Annotated in this window: 14 protein-coding genes, 1 tRNA gene and 1 pseudogene; 1 reads left to right on the top strand and 15 read right to left on the bottom strand. The window is 60.2% G+C overall.

What is annotated here, in order from left to right; genetic code table 11:
* Positions 1-4: 4 nt before the first annotated feature.
* The 6 genes from LCM4573_RS10020 to tesB all read right to left on the bottom strand — a co-directional run bounded on the left by LCM4573_RS10020 (position 5) and on the right by tesB (position 7402).
* Positions 5-808 carry an exodeoxyribonuclease III gene (locus LCM4573_RS10020; RefSeq protein ID WP_071006137.1) on the bottom strand — a complete coding sequence of 268 codons (804 nt, stop codon included), beginning with the start codon at positions 806-808 and terminating at the stop codon, positions 5-7.
* 98 nt (positions 809-906) lie between these two features.
* Positions 907-1566, bottom strand: a complete 660-nt coding sequence (locus LCM4573_RS10025) for an outer membrane lipoprotein carrier protein LolA (protein ID WP_083347383.1) — start codon at positions 1564-1566, stop codon at positions 907-909.
* A gap of 74 nt (positions 1567-1640) precedes the next feature.
* Positions 1641-4334 (bottom strand): DNA translocase FtsK, encoded by a 2694-nt coding sequence (locus LCM4573_RS10030; protein WP_071006138.1) that lies wholly within the window; start codon positions 4332-4334, stop codon positions 1641-1643.
* 235 nt (positions 4335-4569) lie between these two features.
* Positions 4570-5928 (bottom strand): ammonium transporter, encoded by a 1359-nt coding sequence (locus LCM4573_RS10035; protein ID WP_071006139.1) that lies wholly within the window; start codon positions 5926-5928, stop codon positions 4570-4572.
* Positions 5929-5955: 27 nt separating this feature from the next.
* Positions 5956-6306, bottom strand: a complete 351-nt coding sequence (locus LCM4573_RS10040; protein WP_046796220.1) for a P-II family nitrogen regulator — start codon at positions 6304-6306, stop codon at positions 5956-5958.
* A gap of 211 nt (positions 6307-6517) precedes the next feature.
* The gene (gene tesB, locus LCM4573_RS10045) at positions 6518-7402 is read right to left on the bottom strand and encodes an acyl-CoA thioesterase II (protein ID WP_071006140.1); all 885 of its coding nucleotides are present in this window, start codon (positions 7400-7402) and stop codon (positions 6518-6520) included.
* A gap of 79 nt (positions 7403-7481) precedes the next feature.
* On the opposite strand from tesB, the pseudogene LCM4573_RS10050 reads away from it, so the two are divergent.
* Positions 7482-8705, top strand: a pseudogene (locus LCM4573_RS10050) (ubiquinone biosynthesis hydroxylase); the annotation flags it as partial.
* Here LCM4573_RS10050 and LCM4573_RS10055 read toward each other — a convergent pair.
* The 9 genes from LCM4573_RS10055 to metA all read right to left on the bottom strand — a co-directional run bounded on the left by LCM4573_RS10055 (position 8702) and on the right by metA (position 17824).
* Positions 8702-8890, bottom strand: coding sequence for a Trm112 family protein (locus tag LCM4573_RS10055; protein ID WP_071006141.1), 189 nt, complete (start codon positions 8888-8890; stop codon positions 8702-8704). The pseudogene LCM4573_RS10050 and the gene LCM4573_RS10055 sit on opposite strands and share 4 nt — an antisense overlap.
* Before the next feature lie 8 nt (positions 8891-8898).
* Positions 8899-9579 (bottom strand): LON peptidase substrate-binding domain-containing protein, encoded by a 681-nt coding sequence (locus tag LCM4573_RS10060; RefSeq protein WP_071006142.1) that lies wholly within the window; start codon positions 9577-9579, stop codon positions 8899-8901.
* A gap of 96 nt (positions 9580-9675) precedes the next feature.
* Entirely contained in the window at positions 9676-10668 is a 993-nt protein-coding gene (gene trxA, locus LCM4573_RS10065; RefSeq protein ID WP_071006143.1) for a thioredoxin, read from the bottom strand.
* A 57-nt stretch (positions 10669-10725) separates the two neighbouring features.
* Entirely contained in the window at positions 10726-11235 is a 510-nt protein-coding gene (locus tag LCM4573_RS10070) for a prolyl-tRNA synthetase associated domain-containing protein (protein ID WP_071006144.1), read from the bottom strand.
* A gap of 124 nt (positions 11236-11359) precedes the next feature.
* Positions 11360-12955, bottom strand: coding sequence for an EAL domain-containing protein (locus LCM4573_RS10075; RefSeq protein ID WP_071006145.1), 1596 nt, complete (start codon positions 12953-12955; stop codon positions 11360-11362).
* A gap of 124 nt (positions 12956-13079) precedes the next feature.
* A tRNA-Gly gene (locus tag LCM4573_RS10080) sits at positions 13080-13154 on the bottom strand.
* Between the two features lie 272 nt (positions 13155-13426).
* Positions 13427-15706, bottom strand: coding sequence for a CDC48 family AAA ATPase (locus LCM4573_RS10085; RefSeq protein WP_071006146.1), 2280 nt, complete (start codon positions 15704-15706; stop codon positions 13427-13429).
* An 82-nt stretch (positions 15707-15788) separates the two neighbouring features.
* The gene (locus tag LCM4573_RS10090; RefSeq protein ID WP_071006147.1) at positions 15789-16811 is read right to left on the bottom strand and encodes an aldose epimerase family protein; all 1023 of its coding nucleotides are present in this window, start codon (positions 16809-16811) and stop codon (positions 15789-15791) included.
* Positions 16812-16897: 86 nt separating this feature from the next.
* A complete protein-coding gene (metA, locus tag LCM4573_RS10095; protein ID WP_071006148.1) occupies positions 16898-17824 on the bottom strand; it encodes a homoserine O-succinyltransferase in 927 nt (308 codons plus the stop codon).
* Positions 17825-17870: the final 46 nt, after the last annotated feature.

Consider the following 17870-nt stretch of genomic DNA (forward strand, 5'->3'; position numbering starts at 1 on the left):
CATTTCAGATCTTGAAGACCGCCGTGACCGGCACATGGTCGGATGGCTGGTTCCAGCCGCGCGCTTCCTTCAGCACCTCGATACGCTCCAGAAAAGGACCGAGATCGGCGGACGACCAGATATGGTCGAGCCTGCGGCCCTTGTTCGCGGCTTCCCAGTCCTTGGCGCGGTAGCTCCACCACGTATAGATCTTTTCCGGCTCCGGCGTGTACTGGCGCATCAGGTCGAGCCAGCCGCCCTTGGCGATGACCTCCTTCATGCCATCGGTCTCGACAGGCGTATGGCTGACGATCTTCAAGAGCTGCTTGTGCGACCAGACATCATGTTCGAGGGGCGCGATGTTGAGATCTCCGACGAGGATGGAGGAGATGCCCGGCATGGCATCGGCCTTCAGCGACTTCATCTCCTCGATGAAATCCAGCTTGTGGCCGAACTTCGGATTGATCGTGCGGTCCGGCTCGTCGCCACCGGCGGGAACGTAGAAGTTATGAAGCCTTATGCGCCGCGAACCACGTTCGAAGATCGCCGAAATGTGGCGCGCATCGCCGACCCCGCAATAATTCTGCCGATGGTCTTCATGAAGCGGCACTTTCGAAGCGATGGCAACGCCATGATAGCCTTTCTGGCCATGAATGATGATGTGCCCGTATCCGAGGTCCTTCAGCGGCTGGAGCGGAAACTCCGGCTCCATGCACTTTATCTCCTGCAGGCAGAGAATATCGGGCTTGTGGCGGACGAGGAACTGCTCGACGATCGGCATGCGCAGCCGCACCGAGTTGATGTTCCAGGTCGTGATCGAAAAAGTCATGCGCTGTMCCTCGCTTGGCCAGCGAGGTTTAGGAGATTTCATGGGCGCTGAGAAGCGAAAAGGCGGCCATTCCGGTCGCCTTCCAAGGCCTTGCCCCGTCAGTTACGGCTGCGGGGGCGATGCACTTCCGCATAGGGAATGTTGAAGACCTTGTCATCGAGGCCCATGCCGGTCTTGACGTTGTATATCATCACCGACGTGTCCTTGTTCTGAGCATCGGTGATGGTCCACTGGCGCAGGTCGTAAGTCTTGGAATCGAACATCATCGTGATGGTCGAATCCCCGAATATCGTCTTGTTGCCGAGAACGATCGTCGTCAGATCGTCCTCCACACGCACGCCGCGCACCATCTGGTTCGACAGGTCGATCTTGCTTGCCAGCAGCAGGCTCAGCGGCGTCTTGGAGAGCGGATAAAGGTCCCACGTCTTCAGCTTCATATTGCCGATGACAACGTTCTTACCATCGGCAATCACGCGGATCGGCGAGGGATCGTCGAAATTGAAGCGCAGCCGGCCGGGACGTTCGATGAAGAATTTTCCGCCCGTTTGTTCACCGCGGGGGCCGAACTGCACAAATTCGCCCATCATCGTTTTGACCGAGGAAAAATGATCGGCGATGCGCTGTGCCGCCGCGGAGCCACCGGCGCCTTGGGCAAAGCCGGATGCCGGTGTAAGGACCGCGGCTGCCAGGCCTGCAAGACCGAGAGAAAACTGCCTGCGGCCGATAGCGCCCGAAAGGATGGTTTTTTGGTTCTTCATTTGTATCTCCTTCCGCTGCTTCCTGCGCGTGAAAGGCGGCGGCTTGATGGCCCGGCGCCCTCTTCAACAACCTGTTACCGCTCGAGGATATCCGCCTCGGTCGGAACCAGAATCTCGCGCTTGCCGGCGTGGTTCGCCGGTCCGATCAGCCCCTCTTTCTCCATTCGCTCGATGAGCGAAGCGGCACGATTATAGCCGATGCCCAGCCTGCGCTGGACGTAGGAAGTGGAAGCCTTGCCGTCACGCAGCACGATCGCCACCGCCTGGTCATAGGGGTCGTCCGATTCAGAAAGGTTGGAAGTACCGGCAGGTCCGCCGCCGTCGCCATCCTCGTCGTCATCGGCCGTGATCGCATCGAGATATTGGGGTGCGCCCTGAGTTTTCAAGTAGGCAACGATCTCCTCGACTTCGATGTCCGAGACGAACGGCCCATGAACGCGCTGGATACGGCCGCCGCCGGCCATATAGAGCATGTCGCCCATACCGAGGAGCTGTTCCGCTCCCTGTTCGCCCAGGATCGTTCGACTGTCGATCTTGGAGGTCACCTGGAAGGAGATGCGGGTCGGGAAGTTTGCCTTGATCGTGCCCGTGATGACGTCGACAGATGGACGCTGGGTCGCCATGATGACGTGGATGCCGGCTGCGCGAGCCATCTGCGCCAGACGCTGAACCGCGCCTTCGATATCCTTGCCGGCGACCATCATCAGGTCCGCCATCTCGTCGATGATAACGACGATATACGGCATAGGCTGGAGATCGAACTCCTCCGTCTCGTAGATCGCTTCGCCCGTCTGGCGGTCGAAGCCGGTCTGCACCGTGYGGGTCAACACCTCGCCCTTTGCAAGGGCCTGCTCAACTCGGGTGTTGAAGCCGTCGATGTTTCTGACCCCGATCTTCGACATCTTCTTGTAACGCTCTTCCATCTCGCGGACGGTCCACTTGAGCGCAACCACCGCTTTCTTCGGATCGGTAACGACGGGAGAGAGTAGATGCGGGATGCCGTCGTAGACGGAGAGTTCGAGCATCTTCGGATCGATCATGATCAGACGGCATTTTTCCGGTGTATAGCGGTAAAGCAGCGACAGGATCATGGTGTTGATGGCGACCGATTTACCGGAGCCCGTCGTACCTGCGACGAGCAGGTGGGGCATCTTGGCAAGATCGGCGACCACCGGCTCTCCGCCGATCGTCTTGCCGAGTGCCATGGCGAGCTTGGCCTTGCTCGCCTCGAAATCCTTGCTGCCGATCATTTCGCGCAGGTAGACCGTCTCGCGCGTGCGGTTCGGCAGCTCGATACCGATCGCATTTCGCCCGGGAACCACAGCCACACGGGCAGCGATCGCGCTCATCGAGCGGGCAATATCATCTGCCAGGCCGATGACGCGGGAAGACTTGATGCCTGGCGCCGGCTCCAGTTCGTAGAGCGTGACCACCGGGCCGGGACGGACATGAATGATCTCGCCCTTGACGCCGAAATCCTCCAGCACGCCTTCCAGCATGCGAGCGTTCTGTTCCAGCGCATCAGCCGAAAGAGAGGCGTCGCGGGCGACCGCTTTCGGCTCGGCGAGCAGATGAATGGAGGGAAGCTGGAAGCCGTCGGGATCGATGAAGGAAGCCTGAGCCTCGCGCACTACGCGGGCGCTCGGCTTCGGCGGGGCCGCAGCAGGAGTGACGCGCGACGCCATTCGTGCACCGGCCCCGACCGGCTGCGGCGCCCGTGAGGCTACGAAGGGCGCATCGTCGTCGTCCGGCAGGATACCGGCGGGACGACGGGACATGTCCATGTCGAAGGGCGTATCATCATCCTCGTCATCGTCGTCGTCGATGGACATTGCGGGGGCAGCGACCACGCGACGGGAGCCACTCGCTGCGGACGAGGAACCGTCGAGCGACGGCTCAAGCCGGCGTCCCGGAGAGCCCGATGCAGCCTTGGCACGCATCGGCTCGTTGAGCGTGCCGAATTCGTCCTCGTTGAAATCATAGGGCTGGTCGAAACTGACCCTCGCACGCGGCTTGATCCCTGCCAGACGGCGCAGCCTAGCCTGAGCAATGTACCAATAATGGGCAAGCGCTCCGAAGGCCAGGAAACCGGCAAAGCCGCGTTCGTCATCCTCGTCTTCCTCGGCCTCCTCCCGTTTCGAACGGGCCTTGGCGGCCGCGACCGGTGCCTCGTCATCCTCGCTGTCTTCAAAGGCCTCGCCGACCAATCCGGATGCGAAGAGCAGCAGCCAGGCGGAGGGCAGCGCGAAAACAACGCCCAGCACGGTGGCGACGATACCTGTCGGATAGGTGCCGACGAAGAGAGCCGGGAAGCGCAGGATCATATCGCCGATGACACCACCGATGCCGTTCGGAATCGGCCAGGTAGGCGGCGCCGGAAAACAACCGAGCGTGGCTGCTGAAAGCAAAGTGCCGCCCCCCCAGGCCGCAAGTCGCGCAGGGATACGGTGATACCTGCGGCCGGAGATCAGGGCGAGTGAGAAGGCAAGTACCGGCAAAAGTGCAAGCAGACTGGCAAGCCCCAGGAACTGCATCATCAGATCGGCGAAGGCAGCACCGGCAAAGCCGAGCAGGTTGGTCGGCGGATTGTCGGTAGCATAGGAGAAGCTCGGATCGGCGACGTTCCAAGTGGCAAGTGCCGCGACGGCAAGTGCCAAGGCGATGAACAGGCCGAAGCCGGTGAGCGCCATGAGCTGGCGGATGACGAAGGCGGTCAGCACCAAGCGGGTGGACCTGGTTTCCATTGCCGCCGAACTGCTTCTGCCCATCGTGTTTGCCCGTCTGTCCCTGCCAAGCGCCATCCATGCGAATCGATCGCGGGGCGGCCGATTGTGCTATTTCAGCCAAGACTAAGGTGCGGGTGGTTAATGCCCCTTTAACCACGATCCGGCGCGGCAATGCAAAAAGCCCGGACCGATGGTCCGGGCTCAAAGCGGGCTTTCGAACGAAAGCCGTGGCGGGCTCTCTTGCGGCGGCACGTATGTACCGCCGCGAACCCCTTGATTACTGATGGTATGCCGCTTCGCCGTGGGAGGCGAGATCGAGACCTTCGCGTTCGGCTTCCACCGTGACCCGCAGGCCGACGATCACATCCACGATCTTGTAGAGGATCGCGGAGACGACGCCGCACCATACGATGGTGATCACGACAGCAGTGAGCTGGGTCATGAACTGGCTGCCCATCGTCACGCCCTCGGCATAACCGATGCCGCCGAGCGACGAAGAGGCGAAGATGCCGGTCGCCAGCGCGCCGAAAAGGCCGCCGACGCCATGAACGCCGAAGACGTCCGCCGTGTCGTCATAGCCGAACTTGTTCTTCACCACTGCGATGAAGAAATAGCAGATCGGCGAAACGATAAGGCCCATGACAATCGCGCCCATCGGGCCGGCGATGCCGGCCGCCGGGGTGATCGCGACGAGACCGGCGATCATGCCCGATGCTGCGCCCAGCATGGAAGCCTTGCCGCGGGCGAAGGTTTCCACGATCGACCAAGACACGATCGCAGCGGCGGTGGCGAGAAAGGTGTTGACGGTTGCCAGCATCGCGCCGCCCGAAGCCTCCAGGTTCGAACCCGCATTGAAGCCGAACCAGCCGACCCACAGCATTGCGGCGCCGACGAGAGTGAGCGTCATGGAGTGAGGAGCCATCATGTCCTTGCCGTAACCGACGCGCTTGCCGACCATGATCGCGCCGATAAGGCCCGCGATACCGGCATTGATGTGGACGACGGTGCCGCCGGCAAAGTCGAGCGCGCCCATACCGAACAGCAGACCGTTGGCATCCCAGACCATGTGAGCGATCGGGAAATATACGAAAGTGGCCCACAGGATGCAGAAGAGCACCACAGCCGAGAACTTGATGCGCTCAGCAAAGGCGCCCACGATCAGCGATGGGGTAAGGGCCGCGAAGGTCATCTGGAACAGCATGAAGATGAATTCCGGAATGACGACGCCGTCGGAGAAAGTCGCGGCGGTGGAATCCATCGTCACGCCAGAAAGAAACATCTTGGCCGTGCCGCCGAAATAGGCGCTGGTTGAGCCGCCGAAGGCGAACGAATAGCCATAGATGACCCAGACGAGCATCATTGCGGCACCGACAACCGTGCACTGCATCAGCACCGACAGCATGTTCTTGGCGCGCACGAGGCCGCCGTAGAAGAGCGCAAGGCCCGGCATCAGCATGAAGAACACGAGAAGCGTGCAGATGAACATGAATGCGGTATCGCCCTTCTCAGGAACGGCAGCGGCTGCCTCAGCCGCCGGCGCTGCGGCTTCCTGTGCGAAGGCGGCGACCGGCACGAGGAGAGCTGCGGAGGCAGCGCCCAAGCGTCCGAGAGAGGTTGAAATCTTGGAAAATTGCATTGGTAGTAACTCCCCTGATCGGCCGCGTTAAAGCGCTTCGGTATTGGTTTCGCCGGTACGGATGCGCACGGCCTGCTCGATCGAATAGACGAAGATCTTGCCGTCGCCGATCTGACCGGTTTTGGCGGCTGAGGCGATCGCTTCCACGGCTTTCTCGACGAGGTCAGAGGGGACTGCGATTTCGATCTTCAGCTTCGGCAGAAAACTCACGGCATATTCGGTACCGCGATAGATTTCGGTGTGTCCCTTCTGGCGTCCGTAACCTTTGACTTCGGTAACGGTCAGGCCCTGGATACCGACAGCCGTGAGGGCTTCGCGCACCTCATCGAGCTTGAACGGCTTGATAATGGCCATCACGATTTTCATCTGGCTTCCCATCCTTTGTTTGTCCTCGGCGCGGAGCCGACTCTCCTCATCGCTGGCGGATCATGACAGCGACTGGCGATCTACATTCAAAGGGCGTGCCAGATTCATTGGCACCTTTAATTTATTGAAAAATAATGCATAATGTGTAGGTGCGACAAAAACGGATATTTGAGCGGCGCTTGGATGGCAAAATTATGTGCAAAAATGAGAAATTGCACATAATTTAATCATTTGCTCTTTTCCGAATCAATCCTTCCTGCGCCACGGAGGCAATCAGGCTACCACTGCGGGTATAGAGACTGYCGCGCGTCATGCCGCGTGCGCCGGAAGAACTCGGACTGTCCTGAGTGTAGAGGAGCCAGTCGTCGAAAGCGTGGGGACGATGGAACCACATTGCATGATCGAGACTTGCGACCTGCAGGTCGGGATCGAAAATCGACGTGCCATGCGCATAGAGGGACGTGTCGAGAAGCGTCATGTCGGAGAGATAGGCAAGCACCGCCGCCTGATAATGACGATCGGCGGGAACCTCCCCCACGGTGCGCACCCAGATATCCTGCCTTGGCTCCAATTTGTCCTTGGTGAGATAGTGCACCAGGGAAACGGGCCGGATTTCGATCGGTCGTTCGTGGCTCCAGTATTTGCGCACCGCTGCGGGCGCCTGCGCCAGGAAGAGTTCCCTGAATTCCTTTTCTCCCATCAGCTTTTCCGGCAGCGTAACCGGCGGAATGGCTATCTGATGGTCATAGCCCGGTTCCTCGATCTGGAAGGAAGCGGACATGGAGAAGATCGCCTTGCCGTGCTGCACGGCGACCACGCGCCGGGTGGCAAAGCTTGATCCGTCACGGATCCGCTCCACCTGAAAGACGATCGGCACCGCGGGATCACCTGGCCGCATGAAATAGGCATGCAGCGAATGAACGAAGCGATCCGCAGGTACGGTGYGCTGCGCAGCCATCAGCGCCTGGGCAATCACCTGCCCGCCGAAGACGCGCTGCCAGCCGATCTGCGGACTATTACCGCGGAAGAGGTCCTCCTCGAGCTTCTCGAGGTCGAGCGTGGCGATAAGCTGCCCCATGGCGGACGGGGATTCGGAAGGGCGCGACATTATGGCGAACTCCGGTGATAGGAAGCGGATGCCGGATGATCTATATGCATCGGAGTAACATTCTCAAGTCTCACGGGAGCGGATGAAAATGCTGGACATGCTGGTTGTTGGAGGCGGCTATGTGGGTCTTGCCGCCGCCGTCGCGGTCAAGCAGGCTGCACCACATCTCAAGGTGGAAGTCGTCGAAGCGGCTCCGGAAATGATCTGGGAGAGAGACGAGCGCGCCTCTGCCATTATCACTGCAGCCACTCGCATGCTGGAAGTTCTCGGACTATGGGAAGAAATCCTGCCCGACGCCCAGCCGATTAACCGGATGATCGTCACCGATTCCCGTACTTCCGATCCGGTGCGGCCCGTCTTCCTCACCTTCGACGGTACAGTAGAGGAAGGCAGACCATTCGCCCACATGATTCCGAATGTCGCCATGGTACGCGCGCTCAGGTGCGCTTGCGAGCGGCTCGGCATCACCATCCGGCATGGGCTTTCGGCAACCGGGTTCGAGACCGGCAGCACGAGAACGATCGTCACCTTCTCGGATGCCTCGACGACGGAGACCCGTCTGCTGGTCGCTTGCGACGGCGTGCGCTCCAAGCTTCGCGACATGGCCGGCATCCGCACCGTCTCCTGGGACTACGGCCAATCCGGCATCGTCGCGACGGTCGCGCATGAGCGGCCGCATGAGGGCATGGCCGAAGAACATTTCCTGCCTTCCGGCCCCTTCGCGATTCTGCCGCTTACGAACAACCGTTCATCGCTCGTCTGGACTGAGCGCTCGGATGAAGCAGAAAGGCTGGTCGCGTCCRACGATCTGGTATTCGAGGAGGAATTGCAGCGTCGCTTCGGCCATAAGCTCGGTGAATTGACTGTCATCGGCGAGCGCCGCGCCTTTCCGCTGGGACTGACCCTTGCACGCGCCTTCGTCGCTCCTCGCTTTGCTCTTGCCGGAGATGCAGCGCACGGCATCCATCCGATCTCCGGACAGGGGCTCAATCTCGGCTTCAAGGATGTGGCAGCACTTGCCGAAACGGTGGTCGAAGCCGATCGGCTCGGACTCGATATCGGCGCGCTCAACGTGCTGGAACGCTACCAATCCTGGCGGCGCTTCGATACGTTCCGAATGGGCGTGACGACCGACGTGCTGAACCGGTTGTTTTCCAACGACGTCACTCCGATCCGCATTGCCCGCGATTTCGGTCTCGGCGTGGTCGAACGGCTGCCGGCGCTCAAGAACTATTTCATCAGCCAGGCCGCGGGCAAAACCGGCGAAAGCGGGCCAAAACTCCTGGCCGGACAGGCGATCTAATCCTCCAGTCGCCTTGCCTCGGAAACCAGCATGATCGGAATGCCGTCACGGATCGGATAGGCAAGCTGGGCGCTCCGCGAAACGAGTTCGTTGGTTTCCCTGTTGAAGGAAAGCCGGCCCTTCGTCAGCGGGCAGACGAGGAGATCGAGGAGTTTTGGATCGACCTTGCTGAGCTTTTCGTCCATGGTCTTACCTATTGCAGGATCGTGTCGGAATCGCCGAAATCCCGGGCAAGCAGGATCTGCGTGATGGCAATCAGCGTTTCGGCACGGCTTTTCAGGTCGGGTGCCTCTAGGAGCGCCTGTTTTTCTGCTGGACCGAAGGGCGACATCATCGAGAGCGAGTTGACGAGCGTGCGGTTGCCGGCGCGCTCGACGCTCTCCCAATCCGCCTCCAGCTTATTGGCGTCGAGATAGGCCCTGAAGACGCGCAGCAATTCGGCGCGATCGACCGCGCTTTCCTCATCCTCCTCGAAGGAGAGGTCGGCCACCATCGGGGCAATGCGGAAGGTTCGGTAGGGATGCCCCGCGCCCACCTCATCCAGGAGACGGAAACGGCAAATGCCGCTGATCGAAATGATATAGCGGCCATCGCCGGTCTCGGCGAAGGACGTGATGCGCCCGATGCAGCCCACGGTACTGAGCGGAGGGCGAGAGTTTTCAAGCGGCTCGGCGGCTTCCTGAAGCGAGGGTTGAACGATGCCGATCAACCGGCTTCCAGCGAGAGCAGCATCGAACATGGCCAGATAGCGCGGCTCGAAGATATTGAGCGGCAACTGCCCGCCCGGCAACAACAAGGCGCCTGTGAGAGGAAATACCGGGATTGCGTCGGGCAAATCCTCCCGCTTCACATACCTCGCATTTCCCACGATCATGGGACCATCACCTCCGGACGCTCGCCTATGGCACAAACTCTACCGACCAGAATGTGGTGCGGCGGCGGCTGAACGCAAGTGGGCGCCCCAACCGCCCTACGAGAAGAGGAGCGAAGAAAGCCGGCGCCTGGCCGAAATGGTGGCCGGATCCTTCGGTCCCCACACGTCGAAGAACTCCAGAAGCTGGCGGCGCGCACCGTCATCATCGAACGTCCGGTCCTTGCGCATGATCGTCAGCAGATGTTCGGCAGCTTCCTCACGCATGCCCTGGACGTTCAATATCTTCGCAAGCTTCATCCGGGCTTCGTGATTGTCGGGATGAAGCGCCAGATCGTGCTCTAGCGCCGCCGGATCGCCGAGCTGGCGAGCTTCCTCGATCTGCTCGAGCTTCCGTGCGACAGCCTGGATTGCCACTTCCTTGGCAAGATTTTCCGGAATGGAAGCCAGCATCTGGCTGGCACGCGCCGTCTCGCCCATGGCGATCATGCATTGCATCATGCCGGCCGCGGCTTTGACATTTTCCGGATCGGCCTGCAGGACTGCACCGTAGAGCTGAGCGGCACCCTGGATATCATCCTCATCGAGCTGCTTGTCGGCTTCATCAAGCACGCCTTGGATTTCGGCGGCCTGATCGGCACCGGCCGGACCGGCGAGCTTGTCGATGAACTGACGGACCTGGCTTTCGGGGACTGCTCCCATGAAGCCATCCACAGGCCGGCCATCGACAAAGGCGATAACTGCCGGAATCGATTGGATGCCGAGCTGGCCCGGGATCGACGGGTGATCATCGATGTTCATCTTCACGAGCTTCACCCGTCCCTGGGCCTCGTTGACCACCTTTTCGAGCACGGGAGTGAGCTGCTTGCACGGCCCGCACCAGGGCGCCCAGAAATCGACGAGCACCGGTTGTTGGCGGGACTCCTCCAGCACATCCTTGGCAAAACCGGCGGTGGACGTGTCACTGATATGGTTGCCGCCACTACCGGCAGGMGCGGCAACGGGCTGGGAGCCATAGTTTGCCGAGGCGGTCATCTGGCCGCCATAGGAGGCACCATAGGACCCGCCATATGGATTGTTGCTGCCGCTCATAGATGTTCTCCCGGAACGCTTTGGATATCAGGCTCTCTTGGCCGCAAAGATCGTATGTCAGTCGGTCACTTTCAAGACAAGCGGCTCATGACCGGTCGCCTTGAGAAAACGGACGAGGTCGTCGCGGCCGATGGAGGTCGTCGCATCATTCGACAGCGGATGCCCGTTGATGATGTCGTGCTTCATAAGATCTTCATCCAGCACGAAGGTAACATTTCCGTCGGTGTCGTTAAAGGCGCCGAAAACCGTCACAGCGCCTGGGATGACCCCGAGATACTCCATCAGTTTTTCCGGCTTGCCGAAAGAAACCCTGCTGGAAGCGCCTATCGCCTTATGAACCGACTTGAGGTCCACCGTGGCGCGCTCCTCCACGGTCAGCACAAAATACTGATCCTTCTTGTCCTTCACGAAAAGATTCTTCGTGTGCCCACCAGGAATTTCGTCGCGCAGGCTCTCCGATTCCGAAACGGTGAAGACCGGCGGATGATTTTTGGTGGAATGGGCAATGCCCAGATCGTCGAGGAAACGGAGGAGATCCTCAGGCTTTTTCGGCGTGGAATTGGTCATGAGTTCGCGGGAAGGACTGGATTTCTGAGATGAGCCGGCGGAACCGGCAGGCGGGCGGCACGACTATAGCTGCATTGCATTGGCCGGCCAAGCGAATGTCCGTTCCTTGCAAGATCCGGCTGCGTCAGGCTGCACTTGCCCGGATTGTTTCCGGCGCCGATCCATGCTGCTCCTTGGATTGCCGATGGAACTTGATGAACTCGGCCGCCGGCAAAGGTTTGGAAAAAAGCCATCCCTGGCCAAAATCCACATGATGTGCCTTGAGGTATTCCGCTTGGCGCTCGGTCTCGATCCCTTCTGCCACGGTGAAAAGCCGAAGCTCCTTCGCCATGCCGATGATATACGGAGTAACGGAACTGGTGGCGGCCTCCATTCCGGCCGTATCGACGAAGGATTTGTCGATCTTCAGGGCGTCCAGCGGCAGCTCCTGGAGATATTGCAGGCTCGAATAGCCGGTTCCGAAATCGTCTATGGCAACGGAATGTCCACGCTGCCGTGCGATCTRCAGGGTCGTTCTGGCCGCTTCGATGTCGATGAAGCCCCGCTCCGTCGCCTCCAGCCAGATTTGTTCATGCCGGATGCCGGTGCCRCGAAGCCGGTCGTCGATGACATCGAGGATACGGCCCGAAGCCATATCCGCCGCGCTAAGATTGATGGCGATATGAACCGTACGATCCTGCAGCAGCACCGTCTTCAGATCGGCGATCACCGTCTCGACCACCTGGTCCGTAATTGGCATGATCAATCCGGTTTCTTCCGCAAGCGGAATGAAAAGATCGGGCCGGACGAGTGAGCCGTCCGGCCTCCGCCAGCGTACCAGCGCCTCCGCGCCGACACATATGCCCGATTTGAGCTCGACGATCGGCTGATAATGGACGACGAACTCCCGCTTTCGGATCGCAACCTCCAAATCCGCAAGCGGGGAGAGGCGCTTGCGGGAAAACCAGGCAATGGTTCCGACCACGAAAGCGGCGATGAATGCACCGATCGGCAGCAGGAGGAGTTGCTCGCTCTTGACCTTGCCGCTCAGATTGGCCTTCGGCTCCATGGCGATCGCGACGAGACCGTCGCCGCGGGACACCGCGAACATCGTGTCTCCCGCCACTCCGCTGCCCGCCTGGCCAAGCACTGAGTGCACGAAGGCTGGATCGGGGCCATTCAATCCGTCGAGCAGCATGCCGTCTGTGTTGGCAATCGCCAGCGATACGGTGTCGTCGACCAGAATATCCACAAAACGGGAGGGAACCACGAGCGCATTATGGCTGCCGAGATGCATGGCAGTCATGCGGTGCCCGTGGCTGATGGCCGGTTGGACGCGAAGCGTAATCTCCATGCCGTCCGGCGTCACGTAATCGACATGAGACTTGGCGACACCCTCGTCGCTCCTGCCCCAGGACGTGCATCTGAGCAAACCGTCGTCGAAATAGCCTACCTCCTCGATCGAAGGCGTGTTGACGGTTATCATCCGCATCCGCCTGATATGCTCCTCCGCGCATCGCGGAAAATCGGCAGCTTCTACCGCCTCGAGCGCCTGTCGTGCATCTTGGAAGGTTCTAGTTGCCCTCAGACGAGCCTGCTCCGCCGCATGCGTGAGGACCGCAAGCTCCTTATCGAGGGCAATCGCCCATGACATATAGGCCATGGCGGCAACGGGGATCGCGGCGCCGAGAAGCCCAAGCATGATCGCGGTGGCGATTATGCGCGAACGCCGCATCTCCATGTCGCCGCTCCTTGCTCCATCAGGGCATTTTGGCGAGCATGAATTAAGAAATCCTGAGAATGGTGGGAAACCGCAGCGGCTTTTGGCCCATGCGATCGATAACCGGGAAAATATGATGGAAATCTGGAGCGGGCGAAGGGATTCGAACCCTCGACCCCAACCTTGGCAAGGTTGTGCTCTACCCCTGAGCTACACCCGCTCATCAAACCTCGATCCGGGGTAGACGCTGGACCGTGGGCCGCGGCTTCTCGCCGGCGACGGGCGCTATATGGCGCAACCGAATTTCAAATGCAACAGGGAAATGACGAGAACGGCCAAGAATTTTTTCACCTGCGAAAAGCCCGGTGTGAGCGCGGCACTCGAAGCGGGACCAGCCAAGTCTTCCCTCCGGCAAGGAAGTTAGCCTGGCCAGCCGCCCAGGAATCACAAAAAAGACCCGCAAGCTCGACTAACCGGTAAGCTACCCAGGAACTATTCTGCGGCCTGGCGAAGCGGCACGAAGCCGATCTGCTGGCGATTGGGGCCCTGCTGCTTGAGGGTGCGCTGTATCTCCTCGTATTCCCGCTCCATTTCGGGTGTCACGGAAGGCCTGGTTTCGGAGAGCGCCTGTTCGAAGTGCTTACGTGCAACCTCCTGAACATCGAGCCTTTCACGCAATGCCAGAAGTCCGGCCCTTCGGGTGAGGTCCTCCAGGTCCGCTCCGGTATAGCGCTCGGTCGCCTGCGACAGGTGGTCGAGATCGACATCGCCGGCAAGCGGCATGTTCCTGGTGTGTATCCCCAGGATCTTCCGTCTGCCCTTTTTGTCCGGAACCGGCACATAGACCAGTTCGTCGAAGCGGCCCGGCCTCAGCAACGCAGGATCGAGGAGGTTCGGCCGGTTCGTGGCCGCCATCACCACGACGCCCTGAAGCTCTTCCAACCCGTCCATTTCAGCAAGCAGCGTATTCACGACGCGCTCCGTCACCGCGGGCTCGCCAATGCCGCCGCCTCGCGCAGGCGCAAGCGAATCAATCTCGTCGATGAACACCACGGTCGGTGCCACCTGCCTTGCCCGCTGGAAAAGGCGGGAAACCTGCTGCTCCGATTCGCCGTACCATTTCGAAAGGAGATCGGAGGATTTGGTTGCGACGAAGTTGGCCTCGGCCTCCCGCGCCACGGCCTTTGCAAGCAGTGTCTTGCCTGTTCCCGGCGGGCCGAACAGAAGGAATCCCTTGGCCGGCCGGATGCCTAACCGCCGGAAGGACTGCGGCGATTTGAGCGGCAGCTCGACACCCTCCCTTAGACGCATCTGCGCTTCGTCCAGCCCGCCAATATCGGCCCAGCCGACATCCGGCACCTGGATCATGATCTCCCGCAGCGCACTTGGCTGAATACGCTTCATGGCGCTCAGAAAATCATCCTGCCTGACGCTGAGATTCTCCAGCACCTCCGAAGAGATGCCTTCACGTAGGTTCAGGTCTGGAAGGATGCGCCTGAGCGAATCCATGGCCGCTTCCCTTGCTAGTGCCCCCAGATCGGCTCCCACGAAGCCATAGGTGGTGCGGGCGATCTCATCGAGATTGACATCCTCCGCGAGCGGCATGCCTCGAGTATGTATGGCCAGGACTTCCCTGCGCCCCTCCTGATCGGGGACGCCGATGACGATCTCGCGATCGAAACGTCCCGGCCGCCGCAAAGCCTCGTCGATGGCATCCCGCCGGTTCGTCGCGCCGATCACCACGATATTCTGACGTGGCTCCAGCCCATCCATTAGCGTCAGAAGCTGGGCGACGATCCTTCGCTCCACCTCGCCGGTTACCTGTTCGCGCTTCGGCGCGATGGAATCGATCTCGTCGATAAAGATAATCGCGGGCGCGCTCTGCCCCGCCTCCTGAAAGACCTGCCTCAGCCGCTCCTCGGACTCGCCGTAACGGCTGCCCATGATCTCGGGACCGGCAATGTGGAAAAAGTTCGCCTCGGTCTCGTTGGCGACGGCGCGTGCAAGCAGAGTCTTGCCCGTTCCGGGCGGGCCATGYAGCAGTACCCCCTTGGGCGGCTCTATCCCCAATCGCTGGAAAAGTTCGGGATGGCGAAGCGGCAGCTCGATCATTTCGCGCACCTGATCCACCGACGAGCCGAGGCCGCCGATATCGTCATAGGTCACATCGGCGCGCCGAGCTTCCTTCGGCTCTTCGTATTGCGGCCGCAATTCGATCACCGTGCCCTCTCCAACCTGGACGACACCGCGCGGCTGGGTGGAAACGACAGCCAACCGGATTTCCTGCAGCCCGTAAGCCGGAAGATCGAACATCCCCCGTACCATTTCATCAGGAATATTGCCCGCGCGAACGCGTTGGTAAATCGAGGTGGAAATCACGTCCCCAGCGACCATCGGCCGGTGCAGAAACGTGCGCTTCAAAGCTTCGCCGGATCCTTCCAGGCGAAGGTTCTTCTGTGCCGGAGCCAACACGATACGAGCGGCAGGCCGGACCTCCGCTTTGCGTATTTCGATAAAATCACCGCTGGAAACGCCCGCATTCACCCGCTGGAGGCCGTCAAGCCGCACGAGCTTGAGGCCCTCATCTTCGGGATAGCCCCGCACGGCAATGGCAGCCGTGTGCCGCTTGCCGAGGATCTCTACGACATCGCCTTCTCGGACATTCAACGCTGCGAGCGCTTCCTGGCTGAAACGCGCCAAGCCGTGGCCGGCATCCTGCGGTCTGGTATTGGCGACTTGAAGCTTTACGCCCTGTTCCTCGGCTTCGGGCATCGGATCCTCCCTCGGAAGTCGATCGGCTTCCAATCAACGAGGCCGTAAATCGATGGTTCCCGAGCCGACGCAAATGTCCCGATCAGTTTTTCGAGAAGACGTAGTCGGTTTCCTGGCGCAGCACCTCGCCGGGCCGCAGCACGGCATTTGGGAAGTTCCCGTGATTAATGGCGTCCGGCCAGACCTGGGTTTCCAGGCAGAAGCCTGCGAAAGGACCGTAGCGCCGTCCCTCCAGACCCAGCACGGGAACGTCGAGCTTGAAGGCAGCATAGAGCTGCACACCGGGCTCCGTCGTCCGCACTTCCAGCGAAACACCGGAATTGACGCTACGCGCAATTGCCACCGAACGTTTTTCCATGCGCTCGGAAGAAAGACAGAAGTTGTGATCGAAAAGCACTTGCTCGCCGTTCTCGGAGCGCTTCATCGGTCCCATTTCCCTCAGATCGAAGGCGCCTTCAACGGACCTGATCTCGCCAGTCGGAACCTGCCTTTCATCGAGCGCGAGGTAATGATCGGCCGCGATCATGATGTCGTGACCGAGGGCGTCCTCCCGCCCGTCGAGATTGAAATAGGAGTGCTGGCAGATATTCGCGATGGTCGGCTTGTCGGTCGTCGATTCATAGACCACCGACAGAACGCCGTCGCCCTTGAGCTGGTAGGTGRCAGCAACGGTGCAATTGCCGGGATAGCCCGCCCGCCCATCCGGATCGATGATCCGCAGCGTGACCTTGTCGGAGGAGAGATCGACGATTTCCCAATTGCGCTTGCCCAGGCCGTCACTGCCGCCGTGCAGATGCGTCACACCCTTCTCGTTGAGTTCGAGCYGATAATCCTGACCGTCGAGCGTGAACTGGCCGCTGCCGATGCGGTTGGCACAACGGCCGGGTGTCGCACCGAAATAGGAAGAGTATCGGGGATAATCGTCGAACGTCTCGAAACCGAGCACAAGCGGCGGCTGATGCCCTTCGAGCCGAAGATCCTGGATCACCGCGCCCCATGTGATGACCTTGGCCGTCAGCCCGCCGCCCGAAAGCGTGACGCGGTAGACCGTTTCACCGGTCGCGGTTTTGCCGAAAACCTCGCGTTGATTTGCCTCGCCCGCCATGTCTCACCTCTCCCGTTCGATCGACCGGTGGCAAACTAGGCTGATTTCCCGTCTCTCTGCAACGTCTCGCCGGCGGAAAAGCTTTTCTAAACCCGTACCGCGCCGATCTTCTCCAGTTCGTACGGGGTAGTCTGGTAGATCTCGTTGATCCAGTTGCCGAAGAGGAGGTGCGCGTGGCTGCGCCAACGGTTCTGCGGCGTGAGTTCGGGATCGTTGTGGGGGAAATAATCGTGCGGCATCTTGATCGGGACACCGGCGTTCACATCACGGAAATACTCATCCGCCAGGGAAGTGGAGTCATATTCCACGTGATTGAACATATAGAGCCGCTTGCCAGCCTCTTCCTGCACCAGGCAGACGCCCATCTCGTCGGATTCCATAAGGATGGCCAGTTCTGACACCTTTTCGATGTCGGTCCTGCGCACTTCAGTCCAGCGCGAGACTGGCACCTGGAAGTCATCCGAAAAGCCGTTGAGATAGACTGAAGAAGGCGCAAGATTGCGGTGGCGATATACGCCGAAAGCCTTCTCCTTCAGCTCGTATTTAGGCACGCCATGGAAGTGATAGATCGCCGCCATCGCACCCCAGCAAACGTTCATGGTCGAGTGCACGTTTGTCTGCGTCCAGTCGAGAATCTTCTGCATCTCGTCCCAGTAGGTGACCTCCTCGAACGGCAGCGTCTCGATCGGTGCACCGGTGATGATGAAACCGTCGAACTTTCGGTCCTTTACCTCTTCCCAGGTCTCATAGAAGGAAAGCAGGTGATCTTCGGAAGTGTTCTTGGCCTTATGGCCGCCGATACGAACAAGCGACAGTTCGACCTGCAGCGGTGTTGCCCCGACGAGACGCGCCATCTGCAGCTCGGTCTTGATCTTGTTCGGCATGAGGTTGAGCAGACCGATCTGCAGCGGGCGGATGTCCTGCCGGACCGCCGCAGTCTCGGTCATAACCCGTACGCCCTCCTGAACGAGCGTGTCGAAGGCAGGTAATCTATCGGGAATTTTGATCGGCATGTATCAACCCACAAATGAAAAAACCGGCGGCGGAAAAAATCGCAGC

The organism is Rhizobium sp. LCM 4573, from assembly GCF_001854865.1.
In the GTDB taxonomy this organism is placed as follows: domain Bacteria; phylum Pseudomonadota; class Alphaproteobacteria; order Rhizobiales; family Rhizobiaceae; genus Neorhizobium.